Raw genomic sequence first — 15,782 nt, forward strand, 5'->3', positions numbered from 1 at the left:
CATCAGATCCTGCGCACCATTTTCGGGTCCAGCGCATCGCGCAGGGCGTCGCCCAGAATGTTCACGCTAAGCACCGTCAGCGACAGGAACAAGCCGGGAAAGAGAATCAGCCCCGGCAGCATGCGGAAGTACATGCGGCCTTCGGACATGATGTTGCCCCAAGAGGCGATCTCGGGCGGGATGCCCGCTCCCAGAAAGCTCAGGATGGCCTCGGTCAGCATGGCGGACGCAAAGACATACGTACCCTGCACTGTCAGCGGCGCGATCGTGCTGGGCACCATGTGACGCCACAGCAGCAGGGGCAGCGGCGTGCCCAGCGCCAGCGCGGCTTCAACATAGGGTTCTTCGCGCACGGTCAGAATCTGGCCGCGCACGAGCCGCACTACCCGGGGAATTTCGGGAATGGTGATCGCGACCAGCACGGTCATGATGCTGGCGCCGGTGACGGACACCAGGGCAATCGCCAGCAAAATGCCGGGGATGGCCATGATGGCGTCCATGGTGCGCATGATGATCCCGTCCAGTGATCGGAACCAGCCGGCAATCACGCCGATGACCAGCCCGATCACCACACTGACGACCGCGGCGCCCAAGCCGGCGATCAGCGAAATGCGGGCGCCGTGAGCCACCCGCGACCAGACATCGCGGCCGAATGCGTCGGTGCCGAACAGGTAGTCGGTAAAGGGCTGCTTGAGACGAGCGCTGGGGTTGATGAGCGTCGGGTCCACCGAACTCAGCAACGGCGCGAAGAGCGCAATGGCGATGATTACCGCCAGCACGATCAGCGCCAGCATCACGGGCCAGCTCTTCAAGCCTTGGCGGACTTGCCGCCAGGCAGTCACTTGGGGGTTGCCGCCTCCGGGAAGGTCGGCGGCCGCTTGCGCGGCGGCATCGGTTGGCGTTTGCATGGCGTTAGTACCTGATCCGCGGGTCGAACACCGTGTAGGCGCAATCGACAACAAGATTGATGAACACGTAGACGAACGCGAAGAACAACGTCAGGCCCTGAATAACCGGGTAGTCGCGCGCCAGCACGGCTTCGACCACCAGCCGGCCCAGGCCGGGGATGTTGAACACCGATTCCGTCACGACCACGCCGCTGATCAACAGCGCGATCCCCAGGCCCACCACCGTGGCGATGGGCACGGCGGCGTTGCGCAGCGCGTGACCCAGCAGCACTCCGGTTTCACCCAGGCCCTTGGAACGCGCCGTGCGGATGAAGTCTTCGCCCATGACCTCGATGACGCTGGTGCGGGTAATGCGTGCAATCAGCGCAACATAGACCGTGGACAAGGCAAGCGACGGCAGAATGAGGCGGTGCAGGTAGAGCCAGAAGCCCTTTTCCAGCGGCGTGTAGCCCTGCACGTTGAACCAGCCCAGCTTGATGGCAAACAGCCAGATCAGCAGGTAGCCCGTGACGAACACCGGCACCGAGAAACCCAGTACCGAAAATCCCATCACGGCGCGATCCAGCAGACGGCCTTGCCGCCATGCCGCCAGAACACCCAGCGGAATGGCGACCAGCAGCGTGAAGACCAAGGTCAGCACCGCCAGACTCAAAGACGGTTCCAAGCGCTGAGAAATCAGTGTAGTGACGGGCACGCCAGACATCAGCGATGTGCCCAGATCGCCTTGCACAAGCTTGGCGCCCCAGATGAAGAACTGTTTGACGACCGGCTGGTCCAGCCCCATCGTCTGCCGTATCTGGACGATACGTTCAGGCGTGGCGCCGTCGCCTGCCATGATGATGGCCGGATCACCCGGGCTCAAACGTAATATCGCGAAGACCACCACCGCGACCATCACCAGAACGGGGATGGTCGCGAGGAGCCGGCGTGAGACAAATGCCAGCATATATTTCCCCCTGAACTACCAGCCCTTTAAGGGGCTTTCTTGACGTTCCAGAACGCAAAGACCGGTGCATGCACCAGGCCGGAGAGCTTGGTCGAGTACACCGTGGGCACGGACATCTGGCCCAGCGGCACGTACAGACCCTCGTCGATGCCGATACGCTGCAATTCGTCGGCAATCTTCTTTTGTTCCGCCGGGTCGGAAGTCAGCGCGAACTTGGTGCGCAGTTCTTCGACTTGCGGGAAGTCAGGCCAGCCGAACCAGGCGTTGTCGCCATTGGCCGCGGCAGGCGCCGAGCGAACGGGGTCCATGACGTCGGTGGCGTACCAGTTGGTGTTGTGAATGTTCCAGCCGCCTTCTGCGGGGGCTGCCTTGGATGCGCGGCGCGTGGCCACGCTTTGCCAGTCCATCGCGGCCAGGTTGACGTTAAAGCCCGCCTTGCGCAGCGCCTGGGCCATCACAACAGGTTGCGCCGACAGCGTGCCCACGTCGGTCGCGTGCATGACCAGGATGGGGGTGTTGTCGTAACCGGCTTCCTTCAGCAGCGCCTTGGCCTTCTCGATGTTCGACGGGACCACGATGTCCTTGCCGATATCGCTTTCGAACGGCGTGCCGCAGCCCCACAGCGAGGCGCAGGTCTTCCAGTACTTGGGATTGCCCACCAACGCCTTCATCACGTCTTCCTGACCGATGGCGTACATCGCGGCCTGACGGATTTTCTTGTTGTTGAACGGCGGATACTTGAAGTTAAAGCGGTACATCGTGAAATAGCCGACCGGGCTTAACGACTCTTCCTTCAAGTCCTTATTGCCTTCGATCATCGGCAGCAGGTCATACGGGAACTGTTCGACGAAATCGATCTCGCCGCCCAGCAGCGCGTTGGCGGTTGTCAGCGCATCCGGCATGACGTCCCACTCGACCTTGTCCACGTTGACGACCTTGCCGCCGGCCAGGCCGCTTGCGGGTTCCTTGCGCGGCACGTAGTCGGCGTTCTTGGCGTAGACGGTCTTCACGCCCGGTTTGAACTCGATGACTTTGAACGGGCCGGAACCGGTCATGTCGGTGATGGGCTGGCCAATGGCTTGTTCCGCGATGCGCTTGGGCATCATGAAGGGCGCCGTGCCGGTGGGCTTGGACAGAGCGCGCAGCGCCAGGTCCGTGGGTTCTTTCATGACGATGCGAAAGCTGTTGTCGTCGATGACTTCAATCTTGTCCGTGAACTTGAGCAGCGTGCGGCCCATGCCGTCACCGGCAGCCCAGCGCTTGATCGATGCCACGCAGTCTTCCGAAGTCACGGGTTTGCCGTCATGCCATTTCTGGCCCGCGCGCAATGTCATCGTGTAGGTCTTGCCATCGGGCGAGACCTCCCATTTCTCAAGCATCTGCGGCTGGATCTTGTTGTCGGCGTCGGTGGCCAGCAACGTGTCGTAGATCATGTAGCCGTGCCACGTCGTGATGTACGCGGTGGTGGCGTGCGGATCGGTCAGGCGCAGCGGCGAGTGCATGACCGACTTGATGACGGTCTCGGCATAAGCGCCATGAGCCATCATCAGGGTTGCACCGGCCAATGCGGCCGCTCGGACAAACTTGAGCATGGAATTTCCCCTTGATTCGTAGTGAGCGGCGCTATTGGCCGCTACGTCGTTAACGCGCCGCGCAAGGGCGGCGTGCGAGGGTCAGGCGATCGCGGGCCGGCCGGAAAACGCCGGTCCGCAAGGCGCCATTCTGATGCCGGGACGCAACCGTGTCCATGGTTGTTTTGCCGCATCCATCAGCATCGAGCCAGGGGCGGCGCAAACCAGGATCGTCTGCGCAATCGGTGTGAAATCAGCGCGAAAGTGCGCGGAGCTCTTTACCACGAGAATCGCGGCGCGCTTGGGTTCGACGCCTGCAAAGCGGAACATTTCCTGGTCCGCCATCTGCACCTTGTTAGAGGCGACGATGATGCGTACGCCGCCGATGCGCAGGCAGGCGCTTGGACCCAGATCCATGTGAAATCCGCGATAAAACGCCCCGTGCGTATCAAAGCGGCCATCCGACGTTTTCTCAACGATGAATTCGGTTTCAAGCGGTTCGTCGTCGGGAATACCCGAGTGTCCACCCAGTGCAATCCGTACCTTGTTTCCCACTCCCGCGCGATGCGCGGCCAGGGCCGCTGCGGGGTCCACAATCAGACCGATTGCGGTGTCGCGCGCATCGTGCCGGATCAGTGCGCGCAGCACGCCGGTGGTGTCGGAACTGCCGCCCGCGCCGGGGTTGTCCTGGGCGTCGGCGATGACAATAGGTTTATGCGCGTCCCGCGCCAGCCGCATCGCTTCCTGGACTGCCTGGTCGGGTGTGTAGAGCGTGCCGCCAAAATCGCGCTCCGCGTTCAGTACCGCGCGTTTCATTTCGTCAGCGGCGGCATCGGCCTCGGCCTGGCTTGCGCCATACGCCCATACTGTGGGCGCGCATTCCGGAAAGTCCGCCGCCGGAAAACCCGTGGCGAAAGACAGGCTGGTGGCGCCGCGCGCCTCAATATCGCCTACCTGCTGGTATAGGCTGCGCGACGGTTCAATGTCGGTCGATTGCCAGCACAGCGAGATCAGGTAGGGCAGATCGCGCAGCGCTGAAAAGGGACGCGGCATGCCTGCCAGCCGCAGCGATAACAAGGAGGCTGCGCGCTGGCCCGTTTCGGCCATGTCGATATGCGGATAGGTGCGGTAACAGACCAGGGCGTCGGCATGGCGCACCATGGCGCGGGTCACGTTGGCGTGCAGGTCCAGGCTGGCTACGACGGGGACATCAGGCCCCACCAGCGCACGGACACGCTTGAGCAATTCACCTTCACCGTCATCCAGATGCTCGGTGACCATCGCCCCATGCAGATCCAGATAGACCCCATCCAGCGGCAATGCTTCTGACAGCCCTTGCAGGATCATCGCAGTGATGCGTTCAAAGGCGTCTTTGGTGACGAGTCCGGAAGGGCTGGCCGCAGCCCAGGTCGTAGGCACCAGCGTGTGCTGCGCCATGGCTTCAATGAAGCCCGCCACCGGTATGTTTGCGCCTGCGACTGCTTGGAACAGGGCGGGGCCGCTGACCAGCTTCGGCCATCCTCCGCCTTTCTCTGCAAAGTCTTCCCACGTCGCGCGCGAGGGCGCAAACGTGTTGGTTTCGTGCTGAAAGCCGCCAATACCGATGCGCATCGGGATTCCCTTGTTATGTGTGATGTCGCTGTGTCGTCATGCTGGGCGGGCGCGGCAACTGCCGCGCCCTGTGCTCAAGCGGGGTAATGCGTCCTTCTTGAAGTATTCATGCGCTAAAAGTGTGCCAGGGCGTCTGGCTTACTTTGCGACCGGCATGGTGAATTCCGCGCCCTTGGCAATGCTGTCAGGCCAGCGCTGCATCACGCTCTTGTAGCGGGAATAGAAGCGGATGCCTTCTTCGCCATAGGCGTGGTGGTCGCCGAACAACGAGCGTTTCCAGCCGCCAAAGGAGTGCCAGGCCATGGGCACCGGGATCGGCACGTTGATGCCAACCATGCCCACTTTGATCTGGCGGGCAAAAGCGCGCGCCACGCCGCCATCCGACGTAAAGCAAGCCACGCCATTGCCGAACTCATGCGCGTTGATCAATTCGACTGCGCTGGCGAAGTCGGGCACGCGCACAATGCACAGCACCGGTCCAAAAATCTCTTCGCGGTAGATGTTCATCGCGGGCTTCACGTTGTCGAACAACGTGCCGCCCATGAAGAAGCCTTTTTCGTTGCCGGGCACGGTCAGGTTGCGGCCGTCCACCAGCAGATCGGCGCCAGATGCGATGCCGTCTTCGATATAGCCCTTGACCTTGTTGCGATGCTGCGCGGTGACGAGCGGGCCCATTTCGGCATCCGCTTGCATGCCGTCCTTGACCACCAGCGCCTTGACGCGGGGAATCAGGCGTTCGACCACTTTGTCGGCAATATCGCCGACCGCCACGGCCACCGAAATGGCCATGCAGCGTTCGCCGGCGGAGCCGTAGGCCGCGCCCATCAGTGCATCGGTCACTTGGTCCAGGTCGGCATCGGGCATGACGACCAGATGGTTCTTGGCGCCGCCCAATGCTTGCACGCGCTTGCCGCGCTTGGTGCCTTCGGAATAGATGTATTCCGCAATGGGAGTCGAACCCACGAACGACAAGGCTTCGACGTCGGGATGGCTGATCAGCGCGTCCACGGCCAGCTTGTCGCCATGCAGGACGTTGAACACGCCGGGAGGCAGGCCGGCTTCGGTCAGCAGTTCGGCCAGGCGCAGGGACGCGGAGGGGTCGCGTTCCGAGGGCTTGAGCACGAAGGTGTTGCCGCAGGCAATCGCCACCGGGAACATCCAGCACGGCACCATCATCGGGAAGTTGAACGGAGTGATACCCGCCACGACGCCCAACGATTGGCGCATGCTCCAGTTATCAATGCCGCCGCCGATCTGGTCCGAATACTGGCCCTTCAGCAGTTGCGGAATGCCGCAGGCAAATTCCACGATTTCGATCCCGCGCATGACTTCACCCTTGGCGTCGGAGAAGACCTTGCCATGTTCGCGGGTGATCAGTTCGGCAAGTTCGTCCTGGTGTTTGTCCAGAAGCGCCTTGAAGTTGAACAGGATGCGTGCGCGCTTGAGCGCCGGGGTTTCAGACCATGCCGGGTAAGCCGCCTTGGCCGAGGCCACGGCCAGCGCCACGTCTTCGGTAGAGGCCAGCGGGATGGACGAGCAAATCTCGCCCGTGGCGGGGTTGAAGCCGTCGGCGTAGCGGCTGCTGCGGCCGTCGTATTGCTGGCCGTTGATGAAATGGGGGATCTTCTTCATGGATGGAGGCTCGAAGCGGGATTCGTCAAAAACGTCCTAGGGCGGCCATCGGCCGCCCGTAGACTGGGTCAATGCTCGCGGCGGCCGCGGCGGGGGCTGAACCCCGCCTTGCGGCTGGCCCGCGTAGCGGAGCGAAACTAGGCTACCTCTTTCAGCACCTTGCCGATCTGTTCAAAAATCTGGCCGATCTGGGCTTCTTCGATGATTAACGGGGGCGACACGGCGATGATGTCACCCGTATAGCGCACCATCAGACCGCTATCGAAGCATTTCTGGAAGACTTCCGAGGCGCGCGCGCCAGGAGCGCCTGCACGCGGCGCCAGCTCGATGCCGGACACCAGGCCCAGGTTGCGCACGTCGATGACGTGCGGTGCGCCCTTCAGGCTGTGCGCGGCTTCCTGGAAGGCGCCAGACAGCTTGCGTGCGCGGCCAAACAGGTCGTCGCGGCGATAGATGTCCAGCGTGGCCAGAATGGCAGCGGCGGCAAGCGGGTGCGCCGAATAGGTGTAACCGTGGAAGAATTCGATGCCGCCGGCGGGGCCGTTCACGATCGCGTCGTGAACTTCACGTTTGACGGCGACCGCGCCTGCGGGCACGGCAGCGTTGCTGACGCCCTTGGCCATCGCGATGATGTCCGGCGTGACGCCAAAGAATTCGGACGCGGTAGCGGCGCCCAGGCGGCCGTAGGCGGTGATGACTTCATCAAAAATCAGCAGGATGCCGTGCTTGGACGTGATCTCGCGCAGCTTTTCCAGATAACCCTTGGGCGGAATCAGCACACCGGTTGAGCCCGCCATGGGCTCGACGATGACGGCGGCGATGGTGGACGCGTCGTGCAGGGCAACGATGCGTTCCAGCTCTTCAGCCAGATTGGCGCCCCAGGCGGGCTGGCCCTTGGAATAGGCGTTTTGTTCCAGGTTGTGCGTGTGCGGCAGATGATCCACCGAGGGCAGCAGCGCGCCGGAGAAGGTCTTGCGGTTAGTCGAGATGCCGCCGACCGAGATCCCGCCAAAACCCACGCCGTGGTAGCCGCGCTCACGGCCGATCAGGCGGGTGCGCTGGCCTTCGCCACGGGCGCGGTGATAGGCCAGGGCGATCTTCAAGGATGTGTCGACCGACTCGGAACCGGAGTTCGTGAAGAAGACGCGGTCCAACCCTTGGGGCATCAGGCCGGCCACAGCCGTGGCGGCTTCGAAGGCCAGCGGGTGGCCCAGCTGGAAACCCGGGGCGTAATCCATGATGCCGGCCTGGCGGGAAATCGCGTCGACGATTTCCTGGCGGCCGTGGCCGGCGTTGACGCACCACAGGCCGGCGGTGCCGTCCAGGATCTGACGGCCATCGGCCGAGGTGTAGTACATGCCTTTGGCCGTTGCCAACATGCGCGGATGGGCCTTGAACTGTTTGTTGGCAGTAAAGGGCATCCAGAGATGGGACAGATCGGGCAACTCGGCGGGGGCATTCATGGCGGCTCCAGGGGAAGGACAACCGCCGGAGTCTGCATGCAAAGGGCGCAGCCGGCGGGATGCAAACGATTCTGGTACGTCCTGAAGGGAATGAAAATATACGATCTGCGCAAATGCGGCTAACTGTATAGTCGAGGGCAGCACAACTGTACAGTTATCTCCGTGATTGATTTCCAGCCCAACCGCGCTCGCGGGCTAGCGCCCACTCTGGTCGAGCAACTGGTGGCGGCGATTCTGCGCGCCATTGAAGAACAGACACTGCGTCCGGGTATGTCCCTACCCTCGGTGCGCGACTTCGCGCGCCAGTACGGCGTCAGCACGTTCACCGTGGCCAGCGCTTACAGCCGGTTGGTATCGCTGGGGTGGCTGGCGGCGCGTCCGGGCGCGGGGTATCGGGTGGCTCACCCTGACGCGCCTGCGCGCCGGGGTGAGCCGCTATCCTGGGAGCCGCCCCGACTGAATGCCGGTTGGCTGCTGTCGGATATCTTTGCGGACCACTCCATTCCCATCAAGTCCGGGTGCGGCTGGCTGCCAGGGGAATGGTTGAACGAAGAAGGGCTGCATGTGGCGTTGCGCCACATGGGCCGGGTGCCGGCCATGCGCATCGCCAATTACGGCCATCCCTACGGTTATGCGCCCCTGCGCGAAACGATCGCGGCCAGCCTTAGCGCCCAGGGGATGGAGGTGGATGTTTCGCAGGTGCTGCTGACCCAGGGCGTGACGCACGGGCTGGATATGGTGATCCGCACCTTGCTGCGTCCCGGTGACACGGTGGTCGTTGAGCAGCCCGCCTACGCCAACCTGCTGCAAATGCTGCGCCTGGCGGGTTTGCGAGTGGTGCCGGTGCCGCGGACCGTTGAAGGTCTGGATTGCGATGCGCTGGAGCGTGTGGCGGCCCAGCACAGGCCCAGTGCGCTATTCATCAATACCGCCTTGCAGAACCCTTCGGGCGCCAGCATCAGCATGGCCAATGCATTCCGCATTCTGCAAGTCGCTGAACGCCATGGCTTGTGGGTGATCGAAGACGATATTTCACGCGAGCTCGCGCCTGGCGTGACGCCGATTCTTGCCGCGCTGGACGGCGGGCGGCGCGTCGTCTATCTGGGCGGATACTCCAAGGTGATCAGCCCGTCAGTGCGAGTCGGTTATGTCGTGGCGCATCGAGATCTGACGCGCGATATTGCGCGGACCAAGATGGCGGTGGGATTGACCTCGCCCGAGATCATGGAGCGCATCGTGCATCAGGTTATCCGCGAAGGCCGGTACCGCGCGCATATAGCACGCACCCGCGAGCGGCTGGCCGAGGCGCATGCGGGCGTGGCCCGGCTGATGGGCGAACACGGGTTCGAGATCTATGGACGGCCGCAAGGCGGCTTGTTCCTGTGGGCCAAGGTGGCTGGCAGCTGGCGCGAACGCGGCGCCAACGGTCTGGCCGAACTGGCGTTGAAGGACGGTATCTGGCTCGCGCCGGGCTCTTATTTTGAGGCGGACGAAGCCGACACCCCCTGGGTACGCTTTAACGTGGCGTATTCCGAGGCGCCCGCGTTATGGCGCTTTATGCGCAATGCGGGCGCCGCCTGATACTTCAGGCGCGTTCGTAGGTAACGAAGTCGTACTCGTAGCCGTTTTCAGCGGCTTGCGATTCGCGCGCAGTTTCCTTCCACTCGAAGGCGGGCAACAGCGGGAAAAAGGCGTCGCCATCGACCTGGGCGTGGACTTCGGTTGCCAGCACGCGGCGCGCCAGGGGCAGGGCCTGCGCATAAATCTGCGCGCCGCCGATCACATAGGCGTGTTCTACATCGCCGCAGGCTGCGATGGCGGCTTCCAGCGTAGGAGCAAGGATCGCGCCGGCAGCATGGAAGTCCGGATTGCGGCTGATCACGATATTGCTGCGGCCGGGCAGGGGGCGTCCCAGAGAATCCCAGGTCTTGCGGCCCATGATGATGGGGTGGCCAAGCGTGCTGCGTTTGAAATGCGCCAGGTCGCCCGGAAGCTTCCAGGGCAGGGCGTTGTCGCGTCCAATGACGCGATTGGTGGAATAGGCAACGATCAGGGTAAGGCTGGCGGGCATGCGGATGGGCTACGGTAGGAGCGGCGGGGTAGCGCCGCGATTTGGCCGCGACGGGGCGTGTCAGACGGCGAAATCGTAGCAAATTCAAGCGCGGGCCAGGGCGGCCCTGGGGATCAACCCGTCGCGTGTTCCAGGAATTCGGTGGCTGGCATGGGGCGGCCAAGAAGGAAACCCTGCAACGAATCGCAGCCCAGTCCAGTCAGGAATTTCTGCTGCGCGGCCGTTTCCACCCCTTCGGCCACGATGCGCAGATTCAGTTGCTGCGCCAGCGCAACGATGGCCGATACGATCGCTGCGTCTTCGTTGTCGTTTTCCAGCTGATTCACAAAACCGCGGTCGATTTTCAGTTCGGTCGCTGGCAGACGTTTCAGATACAACAGGCTGGAATAGCCGGTTCCAAAGTCATCGATGGAGATTGTCACGCCCAGGCCCGACAGGCGCTTGAGCACGGCCAGGCTGGCTTCGGCATCGCGCATGGCGGTTGATTCCGTCACTTCCAGCGTCAGGCATGCGGGCGGCACATCATGGCGCGCCAAGGCCGAGCGCACGGTTTCAACCAAGCTGGCATGGGCGAATTGCAGCGCCGAAATATTGACGGCGATCGTCCAGTGCCCTTGCCCGGCATTGATCCATTCGCGCATCTGGCGGCAGGCTTCGTTGATGACCCATTCCCCTATGGGAAGAATCAAGCCCGTTTTTTCTGCCGTGGGGATGAATTGATCCGGCCCGACCAGGCCGCGAGTCGGATGATTCCAGCGCAGCAAGGCTTCGGCGCCCATGATGGGGCCGGCGGGCGCTTCGTACTTGGGTTGATAGTGCAACACGAACTGGTCGCGCTCTTGCGCCAGCCGCAGGTCATGCAGCAGTTCGATCTGTTCGTGCGCATCCGCATTCATGGACGGTTCGAAGAAGCTGTAGCCGGTGCCGCCCAGGCGCTTGGCGTGGTACATGGCGGCGTCGGCGTTGGTCAGCAGCGAATGGGTGTCTTCCCCATCGTTCGGGTAAATGGCAATGCCCACGCTGGACGTCACCAGTACTTCATGTCCGTACACCATGACTGGGCGCGCGATGGCTTCGATCAGGCGATCCGCGACGTTGGCCGCGTCGGTGGGTTCTATCACTTCGCTCAGCACAATGAACTCATCGCCGCCCAGGCGCGCCACGGTGTCCTGCGTGCGCAGCGTCTGGCGGATGCGTTGGGCCAGATCGATCAGCAGGGCGTCGCCTGTGTGATGGCCATAGGCATCGTTGACTGCCTTGAAACCGTCCAGGTCGAAGAACAGCACCGCGAAATAGCCTTTGCGGCGGCTGGCGCCTTCGATCGCTTGCTCCATCCGGTCTTCAAGCAGGATGCGGTTGGGCAGTTTGGTCAGGGTGTCGTGCAGCGCCAGCTGGACCAGTTCTTCGTTGGCCTCCGCCAAGGACGAGGCCAGCGCCGAGGTGCGCGCTTCCAGGCGGTTGTCCAGCACGGCTACAACAAGGGCAATGGCCAGCACGCTCAGGGTGACAGCGGTGACGGCGATGGCCAGCCAACCCGCCGAGATACCGACATCGGCCGCCATGCAGATGCTGCCGTACGGAAAGCTCGCTGCTTCCATGCCCGTGTAGTGCATGCCCACGATGGCAATGCCCATGACGACCGACGCGAGCGGCCGCGATAGCGCCACCCGGGGCCCATCGTGGCGCAAACGGTAGGTGATCCACAGCGCGGCCCCCGACGCGGCGACGGCGATCAGGATGGACAGGGCAAACCACTTGGTGTCGTAGATGATGCCGGGCGACATGCGCATCGCTGCCATGCCCAGATAGTGCATGGCAGCGATGCCTGCGCCCATCAGCAAGGCGCCGCAGACCAGTCTGCCCCACGGAAGTTCGTCCTTGCAGACGATCCAAAGCGCGAAGGCCGAGCAGCCGATGGCGATACCCAGCGACAGGATGGTCAGCGCCAGGTCATAGCCCATTGCGATCGGCAGGCTGAAGGCCAGCATCCCCACAAAGTGCATGGACCAGATACCGATGCCCATGGCGACGGCACCGCCCGTCAGCCAATACCGCGCGGCTGGCAGCCCGTTGGCGGCCCGGACACGATTGGCCATACCCAACGCCGTATACGACGCCAGGATGGCGACCCCTAAAGATACGAGGACGAGCGAAGGGTTATAAGTTCCAACGAGCATTTGTGGGGTCCTGTCCTTAGCGCAAACCGCTCTCGCGCCGGCCTCAAATCAATTCAATTAGTAGTCAACAGTTGCATTTCGATCGCAAGGCAAATCCTGCTGTCGATGCTGGCGATGCACATACTCTCTAGTCGGGATGAAGGGCGTTGAACAACGCTTGCGTTCGGCGCTACCGGCGGGCTGCCTGGTCTCATTGCGAGCGACAGGCGCGGCGCGGCATGGGCCGGTCGGAAGCCTAGGGGCGCGAGAATTGCTGGACGCGCGTCCACGGCTAAGGGATGGGTTATACCGAAATCGCGCCCCAAGATGCTCACCAATCTTCACTTGCGCCCGGCGAGCATGAAAAATCCGCGGTCAACTGCCGCTGATGGTGGGTGTTTGGATGGCATCCCGGGTTGCCGCGCCCGGGGCGGCCTTACACGGCCATGGCCGCCGTCAGCGGCGCGTGATGGGTGTAGCCAGACAGAGAGAAATCGCTGGGCTCCACTTTTTCCAGCCACTCGGGCTCGTACCGGCCTGTCACAGCGAAGTCTGGGATGCGGTCGGACAGCACCAGCTTGGGCGACTCGTAGGGCTCGCGGGTCAGTTGCTCACGCAACATCGGCAGGTGGTTTTCGTAAATGTGCGCGTCGCCAATGAAGTACGTGAACCAGCGCGGGGTATAGCCGGTCAGCCGGCCCACCAGATGCAGCAGCGCCGCGCCTTCGGTCAGATTGAACGGCGTGCCCAGACCCACATCATTGGAACGGATGTACAGGCAAAGCGAGATTTCGCGGGTGGTCGCATTCGGCAGGAACTGATAGAGCAGATGGCAAGGCGGCAAGGCCATTTCTTCAATCTGGGCCCAATTCCAGCCATGGAACAGGATACGGCGATCGCCCGGACGTTCGTGGATGGTGTCCAGGCACTGGCGCAATTGATCCACTGCCTTGTACATCAGCACCTTCGGCACGCCGCCTTCTTCCAGCTCGGCCACCTGGGCATAGCCGCGCGCCAGCGCGTCGGCGATCTGCGCCGGGCGGCTGGCGTCCAGCATCTTGTACGCCGGCCATTGACGCCATTGGACGCCGTACACCGGGCCCAGATCGTCTGGCCCTTCGCGGTACGGATTCGCCAGCCACTGGCTGTTTTCGTTCGCGTTCTGGTCCCAGACCTTGCAACCCAGTTCGCGGAACTCGGCAGCACTGCGCGAGGCGCGCATGAAACCCACCATTTCGCCAATGGCTGACTTGAACGCCAGCTTTTTGGTGGTGACGGCCGGGAAACCCTTTTGCAGGTCAAAGCGCAGCGAAGCGCCCGGCATGCTGAGGGTGCGTATGCCCGTCCGGTTTTCCTGCCACGCGCCGGTGTCCAGGATGGATTGAACGAGGTCCAGGTATTGTTTCATGGCGGTCCTTGTGTTCGCCCGCCCCGCGGGTGACGCAAACTGGCCGCCGCGTCAGGTCGCGGCGGCGCTTATAGAAGATAGGGATTAGCTGAATTACACCACGCTGAGCGCGGCTCAGGCGGCGGGCGGCGCTTCTTGCGTATCAACGATCTCGACCGAGAAAGTCAGTGCCGCGGTTTTCTCCAGCATGGCCGACGCCGAGCAGTATTTCTCGTGCGATAGCTGTACGGCGCGTTCCACCGCAGCCTGCGGCAGGTTGCGGCCCGTGACCGTGAAGGCGAAGTGGATACGCGTAAAGACCTTGGGGTCTGCATCGGCGCGATCGGCGTGCAGCTTGACGCTGCAACCGGTGACCGCATGGCGGCCGCGCTTCAGAATCAGCACCACGTCATAGGCGGTGCAACCGCCAGTGCCGGCCAGCAGCATTTCCATCGGGCGGGGAGCCAGATTGTGTCCGCCGCCGTCAACGGCGCCATCCATGACGGCCACGTGGCCGCTACCCGTGCTTGCCGTGAAGAGCATGCCGTTGGGGCCGCCCCAGTCGATCGTGCATTCCATTCGTGTGTCCTTGAGCTTGAGCGCAGTCAATAATCGATGATACCTGTTGCGTACAATTCCAGGCACGAGAGCCCCGCCCCGCATTAGGGGTGTGTGCGCCAGTCTTGTCGAGGAGTAGTCCATGTCCACCGCCCTGTCTCAATCCGGCCCCGTTTCTTTTCTGCGCCGCGCAAATCCCTTGGATGCCTTGCTGGCCGAAGCGGACCGCGCGCTAAGGGTCTTGTCCGGCAGCGCCACTGCTGGCCGGCCCTATCCGGCAACCGTCCAGGAAGCGCCGGATGCTCTGTCCTTACAGGAAAAACGCCATGCTGCGGGGCTGATGCGTGTCAACCATGTGGGTGAGATCTGCGCGCAGGCGCTGTATCGCGGCCAAGCGTCGGTCTGCCGTGAACCCGCTCCGCGCGCGCTGTTGTTGAACGCTGCTTCCGAGGAAGTCGACCATCTGGTCTGGTGCAACGAACGTTTGACCGAACTGGGCAGCCGCCCTAGTTTGCTGAATCCGGTCTGGTACGCGGGATCTTTCGCGTTGGGCGTATTGGCCAGCTATGCGGGTGTTCCTCGCAATCTGGGGTTCATGGCCGAGACCGAGCGGCAAGTTGAAGCCCATCTGGAAGAACATCTACGCACCTTACCGGTGCAGGACGAACGGTCACGTCAGATCGTGCGGAAGATGAAAGACGACGAAGCCGAGCACCGCGCCAGCGCCGAGCGGGCAGGGGGCGTACCGTTGCCCGGCCCTGTAAAGACGGCCATGAGGGCGATGTCCAAGGTGATGACCAAGACCGCGTATTGGATCTGACGCGCTCGGCGGCAAAAATGTTGCAGTGCGCAAAATCGGCCGCATCTTGGTGCTTTGCGCACTGATTTGGTGCATTTGATAGGGTGGGATTACCCGATGGGCTCTAGGGTTAGTCCCGTGTGGGTTTACCCCTTCGGCAAAAACCCTTTTTTCGACAAGGCCATGTGTTTGCGCGGGTCTCCAGAGGGGCGGCGCAGAATTTGCGGCAAAAATGCAACGAGAGTTCAGCCCTGTCAAAGAGGATAAAAAAATTCTTGCATCGCACAAAAAACCTCGGTACTATTCATTCATCGGATGTTGAAACGCAGTCGGCGCGGTGCAAAACCCCGAATGCGTAGTGAGCAGAAGGCCAGCTCCCAACATGCCACGGTTGTCTCCTCCACCCTCCTCCTTTGGTGGATTTAGCCCGAGATCTTACGATCTCGGGCTTTTTTTTACGTCAAATTAATCCGTCCCCATTTGTTGGGGAAAGCAGGTTAATTTGCGATTTCCCCTTCGCATCCTCCCTATGGAGGTCTTCGCGTTTTCCCTTGGATATTTCGCGTGCGCCAGGGCGGAAAGCTCTACAATCACCGCATGAAACCTATGCATCCGCGCGTCCGCGGTTTTGTTGCGCAAGCCCCTATAAATCAGCGGCCTCACGGCGGATGCACGGGCCG

The 15,782-nt window shown here is 62.4% G+C and carries 12 protein-coding genes; 2 read left to right on the forward strand and 10 right to left on the reverse strand.

Annotation, left to right across the window (positions count from 1 at the left end):
* Positions 1 to 2 precede the first annotated feature (2 nt).
* From RAS12_RS26315 to aptA, 6 genes are all read right to left on the reverse strand, one after another.
* Positions 3 to 908 carry an ABC transporter permease gene (locus tag RAS12_RS26315; RefSeq protein WP_306942913.1) on the reverse strand — a complete coding sequence of 302 codons (906 nt, stop codon included), beginning with the start codon at positions 906 to 908 and terminating at the stop codon, positions 3 to 5.
* Between the two features lie 4 nt (positions 909 to 912).
* Entirely contained in the window at positions 913 to 1,854 is a 942-nt protein-coding gene (locus tag RAS12_RS26320; protein WP_306942915.1) for an ABC transporter permease, read from the reverse strand.
* A gap of 26 nt (positions 1,855 to 1,880) precedes the next feature.
* On the reverse strand, positions 1,881 to 3,446 hold the full coding sequence (locus tag RAS12_RS26325; RefSeq protein ID WP_306942917.1) for an ABC transporter substrate-binding protein: 1,566 nt from the start codon (positions 3,444 to 3,446) through the stop codon (positions 1,881 to 1,883).
* A gap of 81 nt (positions 3,447 to 3,527) precedes the next feature.
* Positions 3,528 to 5,036: a M81 family metallopeptidase gene (locus tag RAS12_RS26330; protein WP_306942919.1), complete on the reverse strand. Its 1,509-nt coding sequence runs from the start codon at positions 5,034 to 5,036 to the stop codon at positions 3,528 to 3,530.
* Between the two features lie 138 nt (positions 5,037 to 5,174).
* Positions 5,175 to 6,668, reverse strand: coding sequence for a CoA-acylating methylmalonate-semialdehyde dehydrogenase (locus RAS12_RS26335; RefSeq protein ID WP_306942921.1), 1,494 nt, complete (start codon positions 6,666 to 6,668; stop codon positions 5,175 to 5,177).
* A gap of 137 nt (positions 6,669 to 6,805) precedes the next feature.
* Positions 6,806 to 8,131, reverse strand: coding sequence for an omega-aminotransferase AptA (gene aptA / locus RAS12_RS26340; RefSeq protein WP_306942923.1), 1,326 nt, complete (start codon positions 8,129 to 8,131; stop codon positions 6,806 to 6,808).
* 162 nt (positions 8,132 to 8,293) lie between these two features.
* Between aptA and RAS12_RS26345 the strand changes: the two genes are divergently transcribed.
* Positions 8,294 to 9,712, forward strand: a complete 1,419-nt coding sequence (locus RAS12_RS26345; RefSeq protein ID WP_306942924.1) for an aminotransferase-like domain-containing protein — start codon at positions 8,294 to 8,296, stop codon at positions 9,710 to 9,712.
* A 4-nt stretch (positions 9,713 to 9,716) separates the two neighbouring features.
* On the opposite strand, the gene RAS12_RS26350 is transcribed toward RAS12_RS26345, so the two are convergent.
* The 4 genes from RAS12_RS26350 to RAS12_RS26365 form a co-directional block, all read right to left on the reverse strand.
* The gene (locus tag RAS12_RS26350; protein WP_306942926.1) at positions 9,717 to 10,202 is read right to left on the reverse strand and encodes a dihydrofolate reductase; all 486 of its coding nucleotides are present in this window, start codon (positions 10,200 to 10,202) and stop codon (positions 9,717 to 9,719) included.
* A 113-nt stretch (positions 10,203 to 10,315) separates the two neighbouring features.
* The gene (locus RAS12_RS26355) at positions 10,316 to 12,379 is read right to left on the reverse strand and encodes a putative bifunctional diguanylate cyclase/phosphodiesterase (RefSeq protein ID WP_306942928.1); all 2,064 of its coding nucleotides are present in this window, start codon (positions 12,377 to 12,379) and stop codon (positions 10,316 to 10,318) included.
* A 415-nt stretch (positions 12,380 to 12,794) separates the two neighbouring features.
* The gene (locus RAS12_RS26360; RefSeq protein WP_306942930.1) at positions 12,795 to 13,766 is read right to left on the reverse strand and encodes a thymidylate synthase; all 972 of its coding nucleotides are present in this window, start codon (positions 13,764 to 13,766) and stop codon (positions 12,795 to 12,797) included.
* Between the two features lie 114 nt (positions 13,767 to 13,880).
* On the reverse strand, positions 13,881 to 14,324 hold the full coding sequence (locus tag RAS12_RS26365) for an OsmC family protein (RefSeq protein ID WP_306942933.1): 444 nt from the start codon (positions 14,322 to 14,324) through the stop codon (positions 13,881 to 13,883).
* Between the two features lie 121 nt (positions 14,325 to 14,445).
* Here RAS12_RS26365 and coq7 point away from each other — a divergent pair, with 121 nt between their 5' ends.
* Positions 14,446 to 15,123, forward strand: a complete 678-nt coding sequence (coq7, locus tag RAS12_RS26370) for a 2-polyprenyl-3-methyl-6-methoxy-1,4-benzoquinone monooxygenase (protein WP_306942936.1) — start codon at positions 14,446 to 14,448, stop codon at positions 15,121 to 15,123.
* Positions 15,124 to 15,782 lie beyond the last annotated feature (659 nt).

It is taken from the genome of Achromobacter seleniivolatilans, from assembly GCF_030864005.1.
Taxonomy (GTDB): domain Bacteria; phylum Pseudomonadota; class Gammaproteobacteria; order Burkholderiales; family Burkholderiaceae_B; genus Achromobacter; species Achromobacter seleniivolatilans.

Excerpts from the sequence above, each read along its gene's own strand:
- RAS12_RS26335 (WP_306942921.1), bottom strand. The coding sequence starts at position 6,668 with ATGAAGAAGATCCCCCATTTCATCAACGGCCAGCAATACGACGGCCGC.
- RAS12_RS26315 (WP_306942913.1), bottom strand. The coding sequence starts at position 908 with ATGCAAACGCCAACCGATGCCGCCGCGCAAGCGGCCGCCGACCTTCCC.
- RAS12_RS26325 (WP_306942917.1), bottom strand. The coding sequence starts at position 3,446 with ATGCTCAAGTTTGTCCGAGCGGCCGCATTGGCCGGTGCAACCCTGATG.
- RAS12_RS26350 (WP_306942926.1), bottom strand. The coding sequence starts at position 10,202 with ATGCCCGCCAGCCTTACCCTGATCGTTGCCTATTCCACCAATCGCGTC.
- RAS12_RS26355 (WP_306942928.1), bottom strand. The coding sequence starts at position 12,379 with ATGCTCGTTGGAACTTATAACCCTTCGCTCGTCCTCGTATCTTTAGGG.
- RAS12_RS26365 (WP_306942933.1), bottom strand. The coding sequence starts at position 14,324 with ATGGAATGCACGATCGACTGGGGCGGCCCCAACGGCATGCTCTTCACG.
- RAS12_RS26320 (WP_306942915.1), bottom strand. The coding sequence starts at position 1,854 with ATGCTGGCATTTGTCTCACGCCGGCTCCTCGCGACCATCCCCGTTCTG.
- coq7 (WP_306942936.1), top strand. The coding sequence starts at position 14,446 with ATGTCCACCGCCCTGTCTCAATCCGGCCCCGTTTCTTTTCTGCGCCGC.
- RAS12_RS26360 (WP_306942930.1), bottom strand. The coding sequence starts at position 13,766 with ATGAAACAATACCTGGACCTCGTTCAATCCATCCTGGACACCGGCGCG.
- aptA (WP_306942923.1), bottom strand. The coding sequence starts at position 8,131 with ATGAATGCCCCCGCCGAGTTGCCCGATCTGTCCCATCTCTGGATGCCC.
- RAS12_RS26330 (WP_306942919.1), bottom strand. The coding sequence starts at position 5,036 with ATGCGCATCGGTATTGGCGGCTTTCAGCACGAAACCAACACGTTTGCG.